This window comes from Cellulomonas sp. NPDC055163 (genome assembly GCF_053607065.1).
Genome location: NZ_JBSGSU010000013.1, coordinates 69,588 through 86,537, shown reverse-complemented (window position 1 = coordinate 86,537; position 16,950 = coordinate 69,588). Strand labels below are relative to the sequence as shown.

The 16,950-nt window shown below is 73.3% G+C and carries 15 protein-coding genes; 7 read left to right on the top strand and 8 right to left on the bottom strand.

Features of this window, described 5'->3' with window-relative positions; genetic code table 11:
* The 3 genes from ACWFNE_RS19820 to ACWFNE_RS19810 all read right to left on the bottom strand — a co-directional run.
* Nucleotides 1–236: NAD(P)-binding domain-containing protein (locus tag ACWFNE_RS19820; RefSeq protein WP_452124139.1), on the bottom strand; the 236-nt coding region annotated here is incomplete at its 3' end.
* 222 nt (nt 237–458) lie between these two features.
* Nucleotides 459–1,115 carry a trimeric intracellular cation channel family protein gene (locus ACWFNE_RS19815; RefSeq protein WP_452124138.1) on the bottom strand — a complete coding sequence of 219 codons (657 nt, stop codon included), beginning with the start codon at nt 1,113–1,115 and terminating at the stop codon, nt 459–461.
* A gap of 50 nt (nt 1,116–1,165) precedes the next feature.
* Nucleotides 1,166–2,305, bottom strand: a complete 1,140-nt coding sequence (locus ACWFNE_RS19810; RefSeq protein WP_452124137.1) for an ROK family protein — start codon at nt 2,303–2,305, stop codon at nt 1,166–1,168.
* 201 nt (nt 2,306–2,506) lie between these two features.
* Here ACWFNE_RS19810 and ACWFNE_RS19805 point away from each other — a divergent pair, with 201 nt between their 5' ends.
* The 4 genes from ACWFNE_RS19805 to ACWFNE_RS19790 are packed head-to-tail and all read left to right on the top strand — an operon-like array spanning nt 2,507 to nt 7,907.
* Nucleotides 2,507–4,738: an alpha-galactosidase gene (locus tag ACWFNE_RS19805; protein ID WP_452124136.1), complete on the top strand. Its 2,232-nt coding sequence runs from the start codon at nt 2,507–2,509 to the stop codon at nt 4,736–4,738.
* Nucleotides 4,739–4,768: 30 nt separating this feature from the next.
* The gene (locus ACWFNE_RS19800) at nt 4,769–6,028 is read left to right on the top strand and encodes an ABC transporter substrate-binding protein (protein WP_452124135.1); all 1,260 of its coding nucleotides are present in this window, start codon (nt 4,769–4,771) and stop codon (nt 6,026–6,028) included.
* Entirely contained in the window at nt 6,028–6,957 is a 930-nt protein-coding gene (locus ACWFNE_RS19795) for a carbohydrate ABC transporter permease (RefSeq protein ID WP_452124134.1), read from the top strand. Before ACWFNE_RS19800 ends, ACWFNE_RS19795 begins: the two co-directional genes overlap by 1 nt.
* Nucleotides 6,957–7,907 carry a carbohydrate ABC transporter permease gene (locus tag ACWFNE_RS19790; RefSeq protein ID WP_452124133.1) on the top strand — a complete coding sequence of 317 codons (951 nt, stop codon included), beginning with the start codon at nt 6,957–6,959 and terminating at the stop codon, nt 7,905–7,907. The genes ACWFNE_RS19795 and ACWFNE_RS19790 overlap by 1 nt, the downstream gene beginning before the upstream one ends.
* Nucleotides 7,908–8,175: 268 nt before the next feature.
* Here the strand turns inward: ACWFNE_RS19790 and ACWFNE_RS19785 are convergent, their stop codons facing one another.
* Together ACWFNE_RS19785 and ACWFNE_RS19780 are read right to left on the bottom strand one after the other, a co-directional pair.
* On the bottom strand, nt 8,176–9,765 hold the full coding sequence (locus ACWFNE_RS19785; RefSeq protein WP_452124132.1) for a CYTH and CHAD domain-containing protein: 1,590 nt from the start codon (nt 9,763–9,765) through the stop codon (nt 8,176–8,178).
* A gap of 147 nt (nt 9,766–9,912) precedes the next feature.
* The gene (locus ACWFNE_RS19780) at nt 9,913–10,800 is read right to left on the bottom strand and encodes a universal stress protein (RefSeq protein ID WP_452124131.1); all 888 of its coding nucleotides are present in this window, start codon (nt 10,798–10,800) and stop codon (nt 9,913–9,915) included.
* Between the two features lie 138 nt (nt 10,801–10,938).
* On the opposite strand from ACWFNE_RS19780, the gene ACWFNE_RS19775 reads away from it, so the two are divergent.
* The gene (locus ACWFNE_RS19775; protein ID WP_452124130.1) at nt 10,939–11,592 is read left to right on the top strand and encodes a response regulator transcription factor; all 654 of its coding nucleotides are present in this window, start codon (nt 10,939–10,941) and stop codon (nt 11,590–11,592) included.
* Between the two features lie 60 nt (nt 11,593–11,652).
* Here ACWFNE_RS19775 and ACWFNE_RS19770 read toward each other — a convergent pair whose 3' ends face one another.
* Nucleotides 11,653–12,195: a flavodoxin family protein gene (locus ACWFNE_RS19770; RefSeq protein WP_452124129.1), complete on the bottom strand. Its 543-nt coding sequence runs from the start codon at nt 12,193–12,195 to the stop codon at nt 11,653–11,655.
* Between the two features lie 537 nt (nt 12,196–12,732).
* Here ACWFNE_RS19770 and ACWFNE_RS19765 point away from each other — a divergent pair.
* Nucleotides 12,733–13,317, top strand: a complete 585-nt coding sequence (locus ACWFNE_RS19765) for a DoxX family protein (RefSeq protein WP_452124128.1) — start codon at nt 12,733–12,735, stop codon at nt 13,315–13,317.
* A 217-nt stretch (nt 13,318–13,534) separates the two neighbouring features.
* Here the strand turns inward: ACWFNE_RS19765 and ACWFNE_RS19760 are convergent, their stop codons facing one another.
* Nucleotides 13,535–14,392, bottom strand: a complete 858-nt coding sequence (locus tag ACWFNE_RS19760; RefSeq protein WP_452124127.1) for a phosphotransferase — start codon at nt 14,390–14,392, stop codon at nt 13,535–13,537.
* Nucleotides 14,393–14,450: 58 nt separating this feature from the next.
* Nucleotides 14,451–15,401 (bottom strand): sugar-binding transcriptional regulator, encoded by a 951-nt coding sequence (locus ACWFNE_RS19755; RefSeq protein ID WP_452124126.1) that lies wholly within the window; start codon nt 15,399–15,401, stop codon nt 14,451–14,453.
* A 98-nt stretch (nt 15,402–15,499) separates the two neighbouring features.
* Between ACWFNE_RS19755 and ACWFNE_RS19750 the strand changes: the two genes are divergently transcribed.
* Complete coding sequence (locus tag ACWFNE_RS19750; RefSeq protein WP_452124125.1) at nt 15,500–16,903, top strand: ABC transporter substrate-binding protein; 1,404 nt, start codon at nt 15,500–15,502, stop codon at nt 16,901–16,903.
* Nucleotides 16,904–16,950 lie beyond the last annotated feature (47 nt).

Below are 16,950 nucleotides of genomic sequence, written 5' to 3'. Positions count from 1 at the left end.
AGCAACGGGACCAGCTCGCCGATCACCGCGTCCGTGGCCGCACCCGCCTTGACCATGATCACCACCTTGCGCGGACGCTCCAACGACGCCACGAACTCCGCCATCGACTCCGACGCCACGAACACCCCCTCGTCCCCGTGATCCGCGACCAGGGACTCGGTCTTGGCGAACGACCGGTTGTGCACCGCGACCGTGTACCCGTGCCGCGCGAAGTTCCGCGCCAGGTTCCGACCCATCACAGCCAAACCCGTCACACCGATCTGAGCAGTTCCTTCGGGCATCGCACGATCCTCTCCTCGTGTGCGTGACGGGCCCGGGGAGGTGCCCGGGCGCCGTGGCGGGACGCAGACGTCCCGCTCCACCATTCACCGCTGCGGGACGTGCGGGTGGCAAGCGGTTGTCGTCACTTGCCCGCGGGCCGGGGCCTGCGGCCGCGCGCCCGGGGGCTCGCGCCCGAGTCACACCCGGGCGCCATCCCCCCGACCGGTGCCGGGCGGGCGTGGAGCGTGCAGGCCGAGGTGCAGTCCGACCATGCGGATCGTGAAGCACACCGCCGCCGCCCCGAGGGCCGCCGGGAGGCCGAGCACCTCGTCGACCCCGCCGGTCGCCGCGGCGACCGCGAGCGCGGCACCGACGAGCGCCGGGATCGCGTACACGCCGCTGCTCAGCACGCTCGGGACCTGCCGCACCAGCACGTCGCGCAGCGTCCCGCCGCCGACCCCGGTGACCGCCCCGAGGATGATCGCCTGCATCGGACCGGCGCCGAGCTCGAGCGCCCGGCCCGCCCCGGTCACGGCGAACAGGCTCAGGCCCGCGGCGTCGAGCACCTCGATCAGGTTGCTGAACCGGCCGAGCCCCCGGCTGAACGCGAACGCGACCAGCCCTCCGGCCGCAGCGACCGTCAGGTAGCGCCAGTCCACGAACGTCGCGGGCGGCAGCGCGCCGAGCAGCACGTCGCGCAGGATGCCGCCGCCGACCGCGGTGATCGCCGCGAGCGTCACGACACCGACGATGTCCACGTGCGCCACGCGGATCGCGGTCAGCCCGCCGTTGAGCGCGAACGCGAACGTGCCCACGAGGTCGAGCACGAGGAGCACGGTCGTCGTGGTGGTCACGACACGGGTCTACCGCACGTGCGGTACCACGGCGCGTACGACGAGCGGCCTCAGGGCGCGCGCAGCACGAAGTCCTGGATCGCGACGACCCCCGCGCCGCGGGCCCACTGCGTGAAGTCGCCGGGCCGGGTCACGAGGTCGAGCGGCGAGGTCCGCGGGTCCCGGTCCCGCGCGACGGCGACGCGCAGGGCCGCCGGGTCCGTGTCGACGAGGGCGACCCCCTCGCCGGTGACCACGACGCGCTCGGGCATCGTGAGGTTGGCGACCGCGGCGACGAGCCGGCCGAGGGCGCTCACCGCGTCGCGCACGATCAGCCGCGCCGCGGGATCGTCGGCGCGGGAGAGGGTGAGCAGCTCGTCGTAGCCGACGGGCCTGCCGAGGGCGACCGTCGCCTGGGCCGTGAGCGACGGGATCGTGAGCATCGCGCTCGCGCAGCCGCGGTGCCCCGCGAAGCAGACCGCGCCGTTGGGGTCGAGCGGGTAGTGCCCGACGAGCCCGAGGCCGCTGTCCCGGTGGGTCACGAGCCGCCCGTGCTGCACGAGCCCGTAGCCGACGCCCGCGCCGATCGTGAGGACGGCCACGCTGCGCAGGCCGCGACCGGCGCCGAACCAGTGCTCGGCGGTCGTGAGCGCCACGACGTCGTTCTCCACGACCGTCGGCAGGCCCGTCGCCAGCTCGGCGCGGGTCGCGACGGCGACGTCGTCCCAGCCGAGGAACGGCGCGCTGCGCACCGAGCGGTGGTCGGGGGAGTGGCCGCCGAGCGCGATACCGAGCCCGGTGACGTCCGTGCCGTCGGCGAGGTCGCGGGTCAGGCGGGCCACCGCGTCGAGCACGCGGTCGGGGTCGTGCTGCACGAGGGGCGTGCTCGCGTGCTCGAGCACCGTGCCGCGCAGGTCGACGAGCACCGCGTGCGCGGCGTCGCCCGTGAGCTTCACGCCGACGAAGTGGTGCGACGCCGGGACGACGTCGAGGGGGCGCGCCGGCCGGCCGGTCGCCGGGTCGCGCGCGGGCTCGGTCTCGACGAGCATGCCGGACTCGAGCAGCGGCTTGGTGAGCCGGGTCAGGCTCGCCTGGGAGAGCTCGAGGCGCCGCGCGAGCTCGGTGCGTGAGAGCGGGCCGTGCAGCAGCACCTCGAGCGCGACGTCGCGCGTCGAGCCCCCGGCAGGCGCCCACGAGGCGACGTCGGTCATGTCTTCTCCTTCGCACCCGTCACGCTCGTCGCGCGCCTCGCTCGACCCGGGACACGCTGTCCTCCGTCGCCGCCCGTGCACGCTGCGGCGCGGAGCATCCTGCCAGCCCGCCGGGCCACCCGTGGACCACGATACCTCCATGACGAAAGCCAGAGCCAGCGATGCGTGACAGAAATGTGATGCGCGTCTCGACTTGACGTCATGAAACTTTCGAGTCAACACTCGAAGTCATCCGATCGGCTCAACGTCTGGAACTCCGTGGCACCGTCGCACCCCTCCCTGCTGCACCTGCGCTCCGCGGGCGTGAGCCTCGTGCTCGACGCCGAGGGCGAGCGTCTCCCGCGCGTCCTGCACTGGGGCGCCGACCTCGGCGACCTGCCCGACGACGAGCTCGCCGGACTGCGCGCCGCGAGCGTCCCCCCGCTCGCGCCCGGCTCGACGGACGCCCCGGTGCCCGTCTCCCTGCTCCCGGAGCAGTCGCTCGGCTGGCTCGGCACGCCCGGGATCACGGGGCACCGCGACGGCGCCGACTTCTCCGTCGCGTTCGCCTCCGCCCGGACGGAGCACGTGCTGCGTCCCGAGGCCGGGGTCGAGCACCGCGTGCAGGTCACGGCGCGCGACGACGTCGCGGGGCTCGGTCTCGCGGTCGAGCTCGAGCTCCTCGGCGGGGGACTGCTCCGGACCCGCAGCACTGTCACCAGCACGGGCCCCGGGACGTACACGCTCGGCTCGCTCGACGTGATGCTCCCCGTGCCGTCCGAGGCGGACGAGGTGCTCGACTTCACCGGGCGGCACCTGCGCGAGCGCTCCCCGCAGCGCGCACCGTTCGACATCGGCACCCGGCTGCGCGAGAGCCGGCGCGGCCGGGCGCACGACGCGACCGTGCTGCTGCTCGCCGGCCGGAGCGGCTTCGGCTACCGCTCGGGCGAGGTGTGGGGCGTGCACGTCGCGTGGTCCGGCAACACCCGCACGCTCGCCGAGCGGACGTCGTCGGGCGTCCGGCTGCTCGGGGCCGGCGAGCTGCTGCTCATGGGCGAGGTGCGGCTCGCGCCCGGTGAGTCGTACGCGAGCCCGTGGGTCTACGGCTCGTACGGCGTCGGGCTCGACGAGCTCGCGGGACGGTTCCACGCCTACCTCCGCTCGCGGCCCCAGCACCCGCGGACCCCGCGGCCGGTGCTGCTCAACGTGTGGGAGGCCGTGTACTTCGACCACGACCTCGACCGACTCCGCACGCTCGCGGACCGCGCCGCCGCGCTCGGGGTCGAGCGCTACGTGCTCGACGACGGCTGGTTCCGCGGCCGGCGCGACGACACCGCCGGGCTCGGCGACTGGTACGTCGACGAGGACGTCTGGCCGGACGGCCTCGGGCCGCTCGTCGACCACGTGCGCGGGCTCGGGATGCAGTTCGGGCTGTGGGTCGAGCCCGAGATGGTCAACCCCGACTCGGACCTCGCCCGGGCGCACCCGGAGTGGCTCCTGCAGACCGGCGGGCGCCAGGGCCCGTCGGCCCGCCACCAGCAGGTCCTCAACCTCGCCCACCCCGACGCGTACGCGCACGTGCTCGAGCGGATCGACGCGATCCTCACCGAGCACCCGGTCGACTACGTCAAGTGGGACCACAACCGCGACCTGATCGACGCCGGCCTGTGGCCGACGGGCCGGGCCGGCGTGCACGAGCAGACGCTCGCGACCTACCGGCTCCTCGACGAGCTGCGCGCCCGCCACCCCGGGCTGGAGATCGAGTCCTGCGCGGGCGGCGGCGGGCGCACCGACCTCGGGATCATGGAGCGCGCCGAGCGCGTGTGGGCGTCGGACACGATCGACGCGCTCGAGCGGCAGAGCATCGAGGCCGGGATGGGGCTGCTCCTCCCGCCCGAGATGATCGGCTCGCACGTCGGCGCCCCGACCGCGCACACCACGGGCCGCACGCACGTGCTGGGCTTCCGCGCGGGGACCGCGTTCTTCTCCCACCTGGGCATCGAGTGGGACCTCACGCGGGCGGACGACGTGGACGTCGCCGCGCTGGCGACCTGGGTGCGCGCGCACCAGGAGCACCGCGCGCTGCTGCACAGCGGCACCGTCGTCCACGCCGACACGCCCGACCCCTCGCTGTGGGTGCACGGCGTCGTCGCGCAGGACGGCACGGAGGCGGTCTTCGCCGTCGTGACGCTCGGCACCTCGGCCACGAGCCCCCCGGGGCGCATCCGGCTCCCCGGCCTCGACCCCGCCGTGACGTACGACGTGCGGCCCCTGCCGCCCGGCGACGCCGCGGCGCACGGGGACGCGATCTACCCCGTCCCCTGGTGGACGGACGGCACGCGGCTGAGTGGCCGCACCCTCGCGGCGGTCGGGATCCAGGTCCCGTCGCTCTTCCCCGAGCGCCTCGTGCTGCTGCACGTGCGCCGGGCACCCAGCGGCCCGATCGCCGACTGAGCCCGTCGACCCCCGGAAGGGGCACCCGTCATGGCACCACCCCGCACCGTCGCGAGGATCCTCGTCGTCGGGCTCGCCGCCTCTGCGCTCGCCGCGTGCGCCGGCGGGACCGGCGAGCGCACCACGATCACGTTCTTCCAGTTCAAGCCCGAGGCCGTCGACTACTTCGAGCAGCGCGCCGCTGAGTTCGAGGCCGAGAACCCCGACATCCGCGTCGTCGTCGACAACGTCCCCGAGCCCGAGACCGCCCTGCGCGCGCGCCTCGTCAAGGACGACGTCCCCGACGTGCTGACGCTCAACGGCAACGGCACGTTCGGCGAGCTCGCCTCGGCCGGCATCTTCGAGGACTACGCGGGCGACCCCGTCCTCGACGACCTCAACGAGGGCTACGTCAAGGTCCTCCAGGACCTCGGTGCCGACGAGCCCGGGGCCGTCAACGGCATCCCGTTCGCCGCGAACGCCAGCGGCGTGCTCTACAACGTCGAGCTCTTCGAGCAGCAGGGCGTCGAGGTCCCGCAGACCTGGGACGAGCTCATCGGCGCGGCCCAGACCTTCGAGGCTGCCGGGATCACCCCCTTCTACGCGATGCTCGGCGACGCCTGGACCGCGCAGGCCCCGCTCGCTCCGCTCACCGCGCAGACCGCCCCGGAGGGCTTCTTCGAGGCCCGGTTCGCCGGGGAGTCGACCTTCGCCGAGGGCTGGCGCGACGCCGCGGAGAAGGAGCTCGAGCTCTTCGAGTACACCCAGCCCAACCCGGCCGCGTTCGGCTACCAGGAGGGCACCGTCGCGTTCGCCGCGGGGGACTCCGCGATGCTGCTCCTCGGCAGCTACGCCGTCCCGCAGATCCGGAGCTTCGAACCGGACTTCACCGTCGGCAGCTTCGCCCTGCCCGCGACGAACGACCCGGACGACACCCGCCTGGTCTCCGGGGTCGACGTGCTCGTCACCGCCGGCGCGGGCGGGGCGCACCCCGAGGAGTCGCGCCGGTTCATCGACTTCCTCATGCAGCCGGAAGCCGTCCAGGAGTACTCCGAGCAGCAGGTCGCGATCCCGGCGCTCGCCGGCGCGACCAACCCCGACCCTGCGCTCGCCGGGATCCAGCCCTACATCCAGCAGAGGCGGCTCGTCGGCTTCGACGACCACCAGTTCATCCCGGCGATCCCGCTCGGGCCCCTGCTGCAGCAGCTGCTCATCGACGAGGACGCCGACGCGTTCCTCGACGGGCTCGACGACTCCTGGGACCGCGTCGCGCAGCGCCGCACCTGGGGCCTCGGGGCGGTGAGCTCCTGATGGCCACCACCGCACCGCGCACCGCCGGCACCCGGACCCCGCCCGCCGGCGGCATCCGCCCCGACCGGACGCGCCTCCCGCGCGCCTTCTACTGGATGGTCCTGCCGGCCGTCGTGCTGTTCCTCGCGTTCCACACCATCCCGGTCCTCCAGGGGATCTTCTACAGCTTCACCGACTCCCCGGGCTACGGGGAGTGGAGCTTCGTGGGCTTCGAGAACTACGTCGCCCTGTTCAGCGACCCGCGCGTGATCGCCGCGTACGGGTTCACGTTCCGGTTCGCGATCCTCGCGACGGTCCTCGTCAACGCGTTCGCGCTCGCCGTCGCGGTCGGCCTCAACGCGAGGATCAAGTTCAAGAACACGCTGCGCGGGGTCTACTTCATCCCCAACGTGCTCTCGGTGCTCGTCATCGGGTACGTGTTCCAGTACCTGTTCTCCGGCGCCGTGCCCGCCATCGCGACGGCGCTCGGGATCGACCGGCTCTCGACGTCGATCCTCGCGGACCCGCAGCTCGCCTGGGTCGGCATCCTCGTCCTGGGCGTCTGGCAGGCCACCGCGTTCAACATCATCATCTACCTCGCCGGGCTCCAGACCGTCCCCGCCGAGCTCTACGAGGCGGCGTCGCTCGACGGGGCGTCGTCCTGGCGCCAGTTCCGCAGCATCACGTTCCCGATGATCGCGGGCTTCTTCACGATCAACATGGTGCTCGCGCTCAAGACGTTCCTGCAGGTCTTCGACCACATCATCGCCCTGACGAACGGTGGTCCAGGGACGTCCACGGAGTCCGTCGGCGTCCTGATCTACCGCGGCGGGTTCCAGGGCGGCGAGTACGGCTACCAGCTCGCCAACGCGGTCATCTTCATGATCGTCATCATCGCGTTCGCGGTGTTCCAGCTCCGTGTCCTGCAGCGCAGAGAGGTGTCAGCCTGATGAGCACCACACCCGTCAGCGGTGCGAACACGATGGCCGCACCCCCGCGCCCCGCACGCGGCTCCGACCCCGACGGCCCCGACCTGCCCGGGCGGCCGGGTGGCCGTGACCGCCTGCGCCGAGGCCCGCGTGAGGGGCACCGGATCAACTGGTGGCTCACCGCGCTGCTCGTCGTCCTCAGCCTGACGATCTTCGTCCCGCTGTACTTCACGGTCGTCACGGCGCTGAAGACCCCGGACCAGCTCGGTGGCACCGGGTTCGGACTGCCGACCGAGTTCGCCTGGGGCAACTTCGCCGAGGCGTGGCGGCTCACCGACTTCCCCCGCAGCGCGCTGAACAGCGCGGTCATCACGGTCGGCGCGGTCGTGCTGACCCTGCTCACCAACTCGATGGTCGCGTACGCGATCGCCCGGAACATGCACCGGAAGCTGTTCAAGGGGCTGTTCTTCTACTTCATCTCCGCGCTGTTCATCCCGTTCCCGATCCTCATGCTCCCCGTGGCCAAGCAGACCGCGCTGCTGGGGCTCGACAACCAGGTCGGCCTGATCCTGCTCTACGTGGTCTACGGGCTGTCGTTCAACATCTTCATCTTCACCGCCTACATCAACTCGATCCCGCGCGAGCTCGAGGAGGCGGCGATCGTCGACGGCGCGTCGACGTGGACGGTGTTCTGGCGGATCATCTTCCCGCTCCTGTCACCGATGAACGCGACCGTCGGCATCCTCACGTGCCTGTGGGCGTGGAACGACTTCCTGCTCCCGCTCATCATCGTGTCCGACCCGCGCGGGGCGACGCTGCCGCTCGTGCAGTACGTGTTCCAGAGCCAGTTCACGACGAACTACACGGTGGCGTTCGCCTCGTACCTCATGGCGATGGCGCCGCTCCTCGTCGTCTACGTGATCGCCCAGCGGTGGGTGATCTCCGGCGTGACCCGCGGAGCCATCAAGTGACGGCCCGCTGACCGGTCACCACGACGCCCCCGTCTCCGCATGCGCCGGGGGCGTCGCGGTGCGCCGGAGGCGTACCGTCCGCGACGGGGCGCGGGAGGGGCGGCGCGACGGGTGCCGTCGTCAGGCGCGCACGGGCTCGACGCCGGGCTCCTCCTCCTCGTGCGGCGGGACGGGGGTCCCGGTCAGCGGCGCCGGGCGGACGGCGTCGGCGTCGAGGGCCGGAGGAGCGGCGTCGCCCGCGCCGGTCGTCGCCCGCCGACGGCACGCCTCACCGGAGCCAGCGGCGCAGGCGCTTGCGGCTGGCCGCGCGCCAGACCGACGGCAGCCGGTCCTCCGCCTCGCGGGCGCGGACCTCCTCCAGAGCGTGGAGCCGCCCGTACTCGAACGCCGTCATCGGGTCTGGCGCGCTCGCGGCGAGGTCGCGCAGGCGCTCACGCAGGACCACGGAGTCCTGGTGCCGACCGAGCACCTCCTGCGTGCTCTCCATGGCCGCGGCGAACGCGCGCGCCTCGTCCCCGAACACGGCGACCGCGAGCTCGGCGGCGTAGCGGGCGCGCTTGGCGGCCTTCCGTGCGTCGTGCAGGGCGTCGCCCCGCTCGCCGACCTCGGTCACCGTCGTCGCCCGCCGCACGAGGCGGCGCACGTCGGCGTACTCGCGTGCGACCCCGCGCCGCACGACCTTCCGCGCGGGTCGCCGCCCGCGCTCGGTGACCGCGACGTCCGACCCCATGCCCTCGAGCGACCGGAGCAGCCGCCCGTACCGCTCACCGTCGAGCTCGACGAGCACGGACGCGCGCGCCGCCTCGTAGGCGTCGTCCCACCGGCGCAGGTCGCGCTCGCGGTCCGGGCCGGTGCCGGCCTCCCGCCGGTGCCCGGGCGGCCCCGCCAGCGAGTCCAGGACACGCTCGCGCATGACCTCCGCGTCGCGCACCGCCCCGAGCGACACCGCCAGCCACGTCAGCTCCGGGACGAGCGGGCGGACGGCCTCCCGGGCGAACACCTTCCGGTAGGTGACGAGGGCGCTGCGCAGGCGACGGGTCGCGACGCGCATCTTGTGCACGCTGCCCGGTGCGTCGAGCCGCACCAGCAGGTCCTGGGTGCGGAGCTGCTCGACCTGCTCGTGCACGTAGGCCAGCGCCACCTCGCTCGCCTCGGTGTCCGCCTCCGCCCACGTCGTGGACCGGCTCGCGCGTGCGCCGTCGCCGGACGAGCTGCCCGCGTCGAGCCCCAGGACGCGCGCCAGCGTGGACGTGTGCGGGGCGGGGCGGAGCCCGCGGGAGACCAGCTCCGCCGCGGCGGCGTCCACCAGCGCGGTCTCGTCGTCCAGGCCCTCGACCTCGAGCTCGCGCCACGTGACCTCCGGACCGGTGGCGTCGCCCGTGCCCGCGAGCGGGAGCACCCGCCGGGCGCTCACGCGGTCGTCGGCCAGCTCGAGCACCGGGCGGTCGGTCGCGTCGAACAACCGGCGCACGGTCCGCCGCGTCGTGACCCGCGCGACGGGCACCAGCGGACGGTCCAGCGTCCGGGCCCGGACCAGGCGACGCAACGGCTCCGGCAGCGGCGAACCGGTGCGCCCGGGCGGCAGGCGGATCTCGGACCGTGCGGTGTCCGGACCGGGCACCTCGAGGTGCCAGCCCGAGTCGCCGCCCCCGGTGCGCCGTCGCAGCGTCAGGCCGTGGCGCGCGAGCGCCAGGTCGTCGGTGTCGTAGTACGTCGCGCGCAGGACCAGCGTCTCGGGCTCGCCCTCGATCCACGGGGTTGCGGCGTCGGCGGACCGCACCAGCTCGAGCAGACCCGGCACGTCGGACGCGTCGTCGGCGCCCAGCTTCACCTCGACCTCGCGGTGGACCTCGGTCATCTGCCCAGTCTGACCGAGCCGCGGCCGCCACGTCGCCCCCTCGGCGCCCGTCCCGGCGGCAGGCGCGGATCCGGCGGCACAGTCCGATCCCGTGGTGGTCGTCGAGCCCGTGCGTGACGGCGGGGCCGCGCTCGGCGAGGACGGACGTCACGCCGCCTCGACCTCATGAACGACGAGCACCGTCGTGGTCGCGGTCCTGACGACGTCACTGCTGACGGCCCCGAGCAGCATCCCCTGGAACGCCCCCAGCCCCCGGGAACCGACCACGAGCAGCTGAGCACCGCGGGACGCCGCCACCAGGGCGTGCACAGGCTCGTCGTCCACCAGGTGCAGCCGGACGTCGAGGCCCGGGTGGGCGTCGCGCAGGCCGTCCGCCACCGTGGTCGCCGCCCGGTGTGCTGCCGCGTCCTCGTCGGCGGTCACCACGGGATCACGGGCGAGGCCACCACTGCCGTAGGGATCGGGGTAGGTCGGGCGGGCGTGGACGACGACGAGGCCGACGCCGCGCAGCTGCGCCTCGCGGGCGCCGACGCGGGCTGCGGCCACGGACGTCGCCGAGCCGTCGACGCCGACGACCACGGGCGCGTCACCCGCGAGGGCGTGGTCGGGGTCGAGGCGCACGACTGCCACGGGACAGCGGGCGTGCGCTGCGAGGTGCGCGCTCACCCGGCCGATGTGCCGGCGGGCGGAGTGGCCTCGTGCCCCGAGGACCAGGAGCTGGGCGTCCTTGCTCTGCGTGCGGAGCTGGGGCACCTCGGCGCCGTGCAGGAGCGCCGTCTCGATCGTGAGCCCGGGGTGACGCGCGGACTCGCGCTCCCAGCGGTCCTCGAGGTACTCCTTCGCCTCGGTGTCGAAGCTCAGGTCCTCGAAGATCGGGTACCAGCTCCACTGCGAGATCTCCCGCGGTTCCTGGAAGGTGCGCGCGAGCAGGACGCGCGCGCCGCGGCGCTCCGCCTCGGCGAGTCCCCACTGCAGCGTCTGCTCGCTGTGGGGCGAGCCGTCGAGCGCGATGACGAGCGGGCCGTCGGTACGCATGACTACCTCCAGGAACGCGGGTGTCGGGACGAGCGGACAGGTCCACGATGGTCACGGGGGAGGCGTGCTGTCTCGGGTCTTCCGACCCTGCTGCGGCGCGGCGCCCACGGCAGCGGACGCCACGGGGAGGGGGTGCACGTGATCGGGGTCTTCGTGCTGGACGACCACGAGATCGTCCGTCAGGGGCTGCTCCGGCTCGTCGACTCCCAGCCGGACATGCAGGTCGTCGGTGAGGCCGGGACCGCGGCGGAGGCCCTCGTGCGCGTTCCGCTGCTCCCCGTCGACGTCGCGGTCCTCGACGTGCGGCTGCCCGACGGCAACGGGATCGAGGTGTGCCGCGAGCTGCGCGCGAAGGACCCGGAGCTCGGGTGCCTCATGCTCACCTCGTTCGCGGACGACGAGGCGCTGCTGGCGGCGGTCACCGCGGGTGCGGCCGGCTACGTCCTCAAGGAGGTCCGCGGGACCGCCCTGGTCGACGCGATCCGCACGGTTGCCGCGGGGACGTCGTTGATCGACGCCGCGACCCGACGGCACGCCGTCGAGCGTCTCCACGCCGCGCAGCGGCACGACGCCCGGCTCGAGCGCCTGAGCGCCCAGGAGCGCGCCACGCTCGAGCTGGTGGGGCACGGGCTCACGAACCGGCAGATCGCCCACCGCATGAGCCTCGCGGAGAAGACCGTGAAGAACTACGTCTCGAGCATCCTCGCGAAGATCGAGGTCCAGGGGCGGACGCAGGCGGCTCTCTACATCACCGAGGAGCACCGGGCGCACCCGGAGGCGCCCACGGACTGAGCGGCGCGCGTCGCGGGTGCGGTGTGCGCGGTGCGTCCCCTCGTGCGCCGACCGGGCGCCTCACGCGCCGACCGGGCGACGCCGGTGGCGCTCGGACGCGGCACGCCCGAGGTCCGTGCCCCACCCGGTCGCTCGCGCGACCTCACCGTGGCGGAGCGGACCGGCCGTCCCGTCGACCCAGAAGCTCTCCGGCGGCAGCGGCGTCGTCAGGCCCCGGCCCTGGAGCCGCCGGTGCGCCGCCCGGGCCGCAGAACCCGGCAGGTGCGGGTGGGCGACCCGGGTGTCGAAGGCCGCGCCCACGACGTCCGCGCCACCCGTGTCGAGCACAGCGAGCCACTCGCGCACGCCGGTCCCCACCTGCGCCGAGTCCTCCGGCGCGCCCGCCTGACGGCGCGCGTCCGCCCGTGTGCTGGGCCGGCTGAGGCTGAACGCGTGGGTCGGCGCACCGACGACGAGCAGGTCCGTCCCGGGACGCAGCTGTCGGGGCGCGTCGACGACGTCGACCACGTCCACGTCCGCGACCGCCGCGAGACCCCGCGCGACCGCGTGCCCCACCTCACGGGTGTTGCCGAACATCGACTCGACCACCACGAGCGCGTACATGTCCCTACCTCCGGTTCCCTTCCGACGGATCGTGCGAGAGCGCCAAGACGGCCCGACGTGCGGCACGGCCCGGCGGGCTCGTCCGGCGCTGCCTCGTCGCCGGGCCACCGCGCTGCGCGTGGAGGTCCCCGACCACGCGGACCTGGACGGGGACGCCGTCGACCACGTCGGGCAGGTCGGGTCGTTCGCGCTCCGAGCGCACGACGACCAGGACGCCCCATCCGTCGCCGCGCCGTACGAGGCCGACACCGCACGCCGCGTCCCCCGTCGCCAGCTCGGCGCGCACCCGCCTCTTGACGGTCCGTGCAGCTCCGATGTCCGACATGGTCAGCACCTCCCGGGACGACGCCGTGTCCTCCCATGACACCCCCGGGGCGCGTCGCGCGGCAGAGTCGAACGTCCCGCCCTCGCGTGCGTCGAGCACCGGCCCGGCGTCGCGGGACGTTCGACCCTGTGCGGCGCGCAGGCCCACGAGGATCGTCGGAGGGGTCAGGCACCACGGCGCACGGAACACGCCACCGACGAAGGAGGCACCTCATGTCTGCCACACGTTCCGCCGAAGCCCGCGTGACACACCCCGCCACGCTCGTCGAGCAGGACCTCGTGACGTCCGCCACCGGCCGGCGCTGGCTCGCCGTGACCCGGATCGCGACGGGCTTCCTCTTCCTGTGGGCGTTCCTCGACAAGACGTTCGGCCTGCACTACAGCACCGGCGCCGCGGTCCCCGGCGGCCAGCCGAGCCTCGCGTGGATCGACGGCGGGACGCCCAGCCAGGGGTTCATGACCCACGCCGCCGTCGGACCGTTCCAGGACGTGTTCGCGTCGATGGCCGGTCCGGTGAGCGACTGGCTGTTCATGCTCGGTCTGCTGGGCATCGGCGTCGCCGTCATGCTCGGCGTCGGGCTGCGCGTCTCCGCCGTCGCGGGCTCCCTCATGATGGCCCTCATGTGGGTCGCGGAGTGGCCGCTGCTCGAGGGCTCGACGAACCCGATCGTCGACTACCACGTCGTGTACGCGCTCGTGCTGATCGTGTGCGCGGCGCTCCTCGCCGGCGACACCTGGGGCCTCGGCCGCTGGTGGGCCGGGCTCCCGCTCGTGCAGAGGGCGTCCTGGCTGCGCTGAGCGAGCGCCGGGTGTTCCGCGCGGCTCACCAGTCTCCGCACGCGGACGGGCCGTCGGCCGGGACGGCGGGAACGGGGTCCCTGTTCCCGCCGTCCCGAGCCGTCGGGGGGCCGAAGGTAGGACGCGGGGGTCGATGGACCAGCCGCACCGCGGTCGGGACGCTGCCGCGGCGAACGGCTGACGCGCGCGGCCGGAGTGCTGGACGGGGGCGGTTGCCCTACGCCGACGTTGATCGACCTGCGCGTCGTTCGTCCTGCCGCTCACGGCCCGCCGTCGGGACGACCTGGTCGGCCAGCGCCTCGCAGTGGTTCGCGAGCCACTCGCGTCCGCGACGCACGTGGGCGCGTCTGCCGGGGGTCCAGGCCTCGACGTACCCCGGCTGCCCGCGTTGCGCGCCGCGGCGCATGACGTCGTAGCACCAGTCGTGGGTCGTGCGCGCGGCTGCGAGCAGGGCCCGGCGCTCCGGTCGAGGCAGCCCGTAGGCATCGGCGAGGGTGACGATCCGGTCCGCTGTGCGGCCGGCGATCTCGGCCGGGACGTCGCGTGGATCACGAAGGGGCACCCACAGCCGCGCTGCGATCGCGAGGTCCCAGACGCGTGACCCGGGGCCGGCGAGGTCGAAGTCGATCAGGGCGACTGCGGAGCCGTCGCGGAAGACGACGTTGTCGAGGTTCGGGTCGTTGTGGCTGACGAGCGGACCCCGCCATCTGTCGGGAACCGCCGTCGCCCAGGTGTGCTCGAACGGGTCGAAGGACTCCACGGCGTCGTGGTACCGGCGCAGCAGCCGACCGACGCTCGCGAGGGACTCGTCGGTCAGAGCCCACTGGGGGTACGGGGCGATGGGCACGTCGCCGCGGATGTAGGTGAGGACCTCGCGTCCGTGGTCGTCGAGGCCGAGGAATCGGGGTGCTCCGTCGAACCCGACGCGTCCGAGATGCTCGAGCAGGGCGTGCACCGCGGGCGCACCGGGTGGGGGAGGTCGCCGCACGGTGTCCCCGACGCGCACCACGAGCCCGTGGTTCGACGTTCCGCCCTCGAGGGTGATCTCTCGAGGGCCCGTGGGCGCCTTCGCCACTACGCCGCTCCGCTCGTCGACGATGATCGCTCGATCCTCGCAGGCGGTTGCTGCGCTGTCAGGAGCCCTGCAGAACCGCCCGCGCGAGGCTCGTGTGCGTGACGAGGCTCGAGACGTAGCCACCGCGGACGGCGGCTCGCACGGCGGCGGCCTTCTCGGTGGCGTAGGCGAGGGCGATGACCTCGGGGATGCGTCGGAGGCCGTCGGCGTCGATGCCGATGAGGCGGTCGGCGAGGGGCCCGTCCACGGGTTCGCCGTCGGGCCCGATGAGCACCCCGCTGATGTCGGCCTGGACCTTCTGGTCGTGCAGGTCCGTGCGCTCGCCGGGAGTGATCGCGTCCCAGAGGGTGGAGTAGGGCGGGTCCCAGCTGCCGAGCCCGACGACGGCCTTGGTGACCTGTGCTGCACGGTCGAGAGCCTGGGCGACGTCGGGCTGGCTGCGCAGCACAGCGGCGGTGGTGGCGTCAGGAACGATCATGGGGGCGTAGAAGAAGTGGGCCTCGCCGCCGCCGAGGCGTGCGATGTCGCGCACGAGCTCGATCGAGCTGCCGTCGACGTCGGCGCGAGACAGGGCGCCCGTGAGCTGCACGACCTGGCAGGCCGGAAGCTGGGTGAGCGCGTCACGCATCGCGATCAGTGATCGAGCCCAGCCCAGCCCCAGCACGTCCTCGCGGGTGACGACCTCACTGAGGAGCTCCGCTGCGGCCCTTCCGATCTGCGTCCGCAGCGAGACCGGGTCCTCGTCCAAGGTGTCGACGACGACGGCGTGCGTGAGCCCGAAGGCCTCCTGGAGGCGTCCGGAGAGCTCGACGTCGACGTTGCCGGGATGACGGATCTCGACGTGGACGAGGCCGGTGGCACGCGCGGTGTCCAGGAGCCGGGCGACCTTGAACCGGCTGAGGCCGAACTCCTGCGCGATGTCGAGCTTCGAGCGCCCGTCGATGTAGTACCGCCGCGCGATCGAGGCGGTGAGCACGAGCTGGGCGGGTCCGAGGGTGGGCTGTGCCATGACCACCTCCTGCTCATCTGAGCGCTATGCCGATCCATTGTGACATTGGCCTTGACCATACCGATTCACAGTGCAAATGTGAGTAGTCAACCGCTCAGATGAGCAGTCTCAACGGGGAGGCAGCGGTGACGAACGTCCATGTGAGGTCTCGGCTGGCCGCGCTCGGCCTGGTCGTGGCACTGGGTACGGCCGGGTGCGCCGCCGGGTGGGGCGGCGCCGGTCTCGGCGGCGGCGGGGAGAACAGCATCAGCGTGCTGATGGTGAACAACCCGCAGATGGTGGATCTGCAGCAGCTCACCGAGGAGCACTTCACCGCGGAGACGGGCATCGAGGTGAACTACACGGTGCTCCCGGAGAACGACGTCCGCGACAAGATCAGCCAGGAGTTCTCGAGCCAGGCGGGGCAGTACGACGTCGCGTCGCTGAGCAACTTCGAGATCCCGATCTACGCGCGCAGCGCCTGGATCGCCCCGCTCGACGACTTCATCGCCGGCGACCCCGGCTTCGACCAGGACGACGTCCTCACGCCGATCGTGCAGTCCCTGTCCGGCGATGACGGCCAGGTGTACGGGCAGCCCTTCTACGGGGAGTCGTCGTTCCTGATGTACCGCCAGGACGTCCTGGACCAGGCCGGGATCGAGATGCCGGCCAAGCCCACCTGGCAGGAGGTCGCCGACATCGCGGCGCGCGCCGACGGTGCCGTCCCGGGCATGGCCGGCATCTGCCTGCGCGGGCAGCCCGGTTGGGGGCAGGTCTTCGCCCCGCTCACCACCGTGGTCAACACGTTCGGAGGCACGTGGTTCAGCGCGGACTGGCAGGCCCTGGTCGACGACCCGAAGTTCCGGGAGGCGACGCAGTTCTACGTCGACCTCGTGCGCGAGCACGGGGAGAACGGCGCGGCGCAGGCCGGCTTCACCGAGTGCCTGAACAACCTCATGCAGGGCAACGTCGCCATGTGGTACGACGCGACGTCCGCCGCAGGATCGCTCGAAGCCGACGGGTCACCCGTGCAGGGCAAGATCGGGTACGCCGCCGCCCCTGTGGTCGAGACCGACAGCTCGGGCTGGCTGTACGCGTGGTCCTGGAGCATCCAGGCGGCCAGCGAGAACAAGGACGCGGCCTGGCAGTTCATCTCCTGGGCGTCCGGCAAGGAGTACGAACGCCTCGTCGGCGAGGAGCTCGGCTGGTCGCGCGTACCCGCCGGCAAGCGCGCCTCGACCTACGAGATCCCCGAGTACCTCGACGAGGCCGGCGCGTTCGCCGAACCCACCGTGGACGCGATCTCGAGCGCCGACCCGCTCGATCCGGGCGTCCAGCCGCGCCCCGCCCCGGGGATCCAGTTCGTCGGCATCCCCGAGTTCCCCGGCCTGGGCACGCAGGTGTCCCAGCAGATCAGCTCCGCCATCGCCGGTCAGATCACGGTCGACCAAGCGCTCGAGAGCGGGCAACGGCTCGCCGAGGACGTCGCGGAGCGCTACCGCGCGCGCGAGGGCGAGCAGTGATCGCGCGTCGACGGCCCGCCATCGCGCGGGTCCCCACGGGTCCCCTG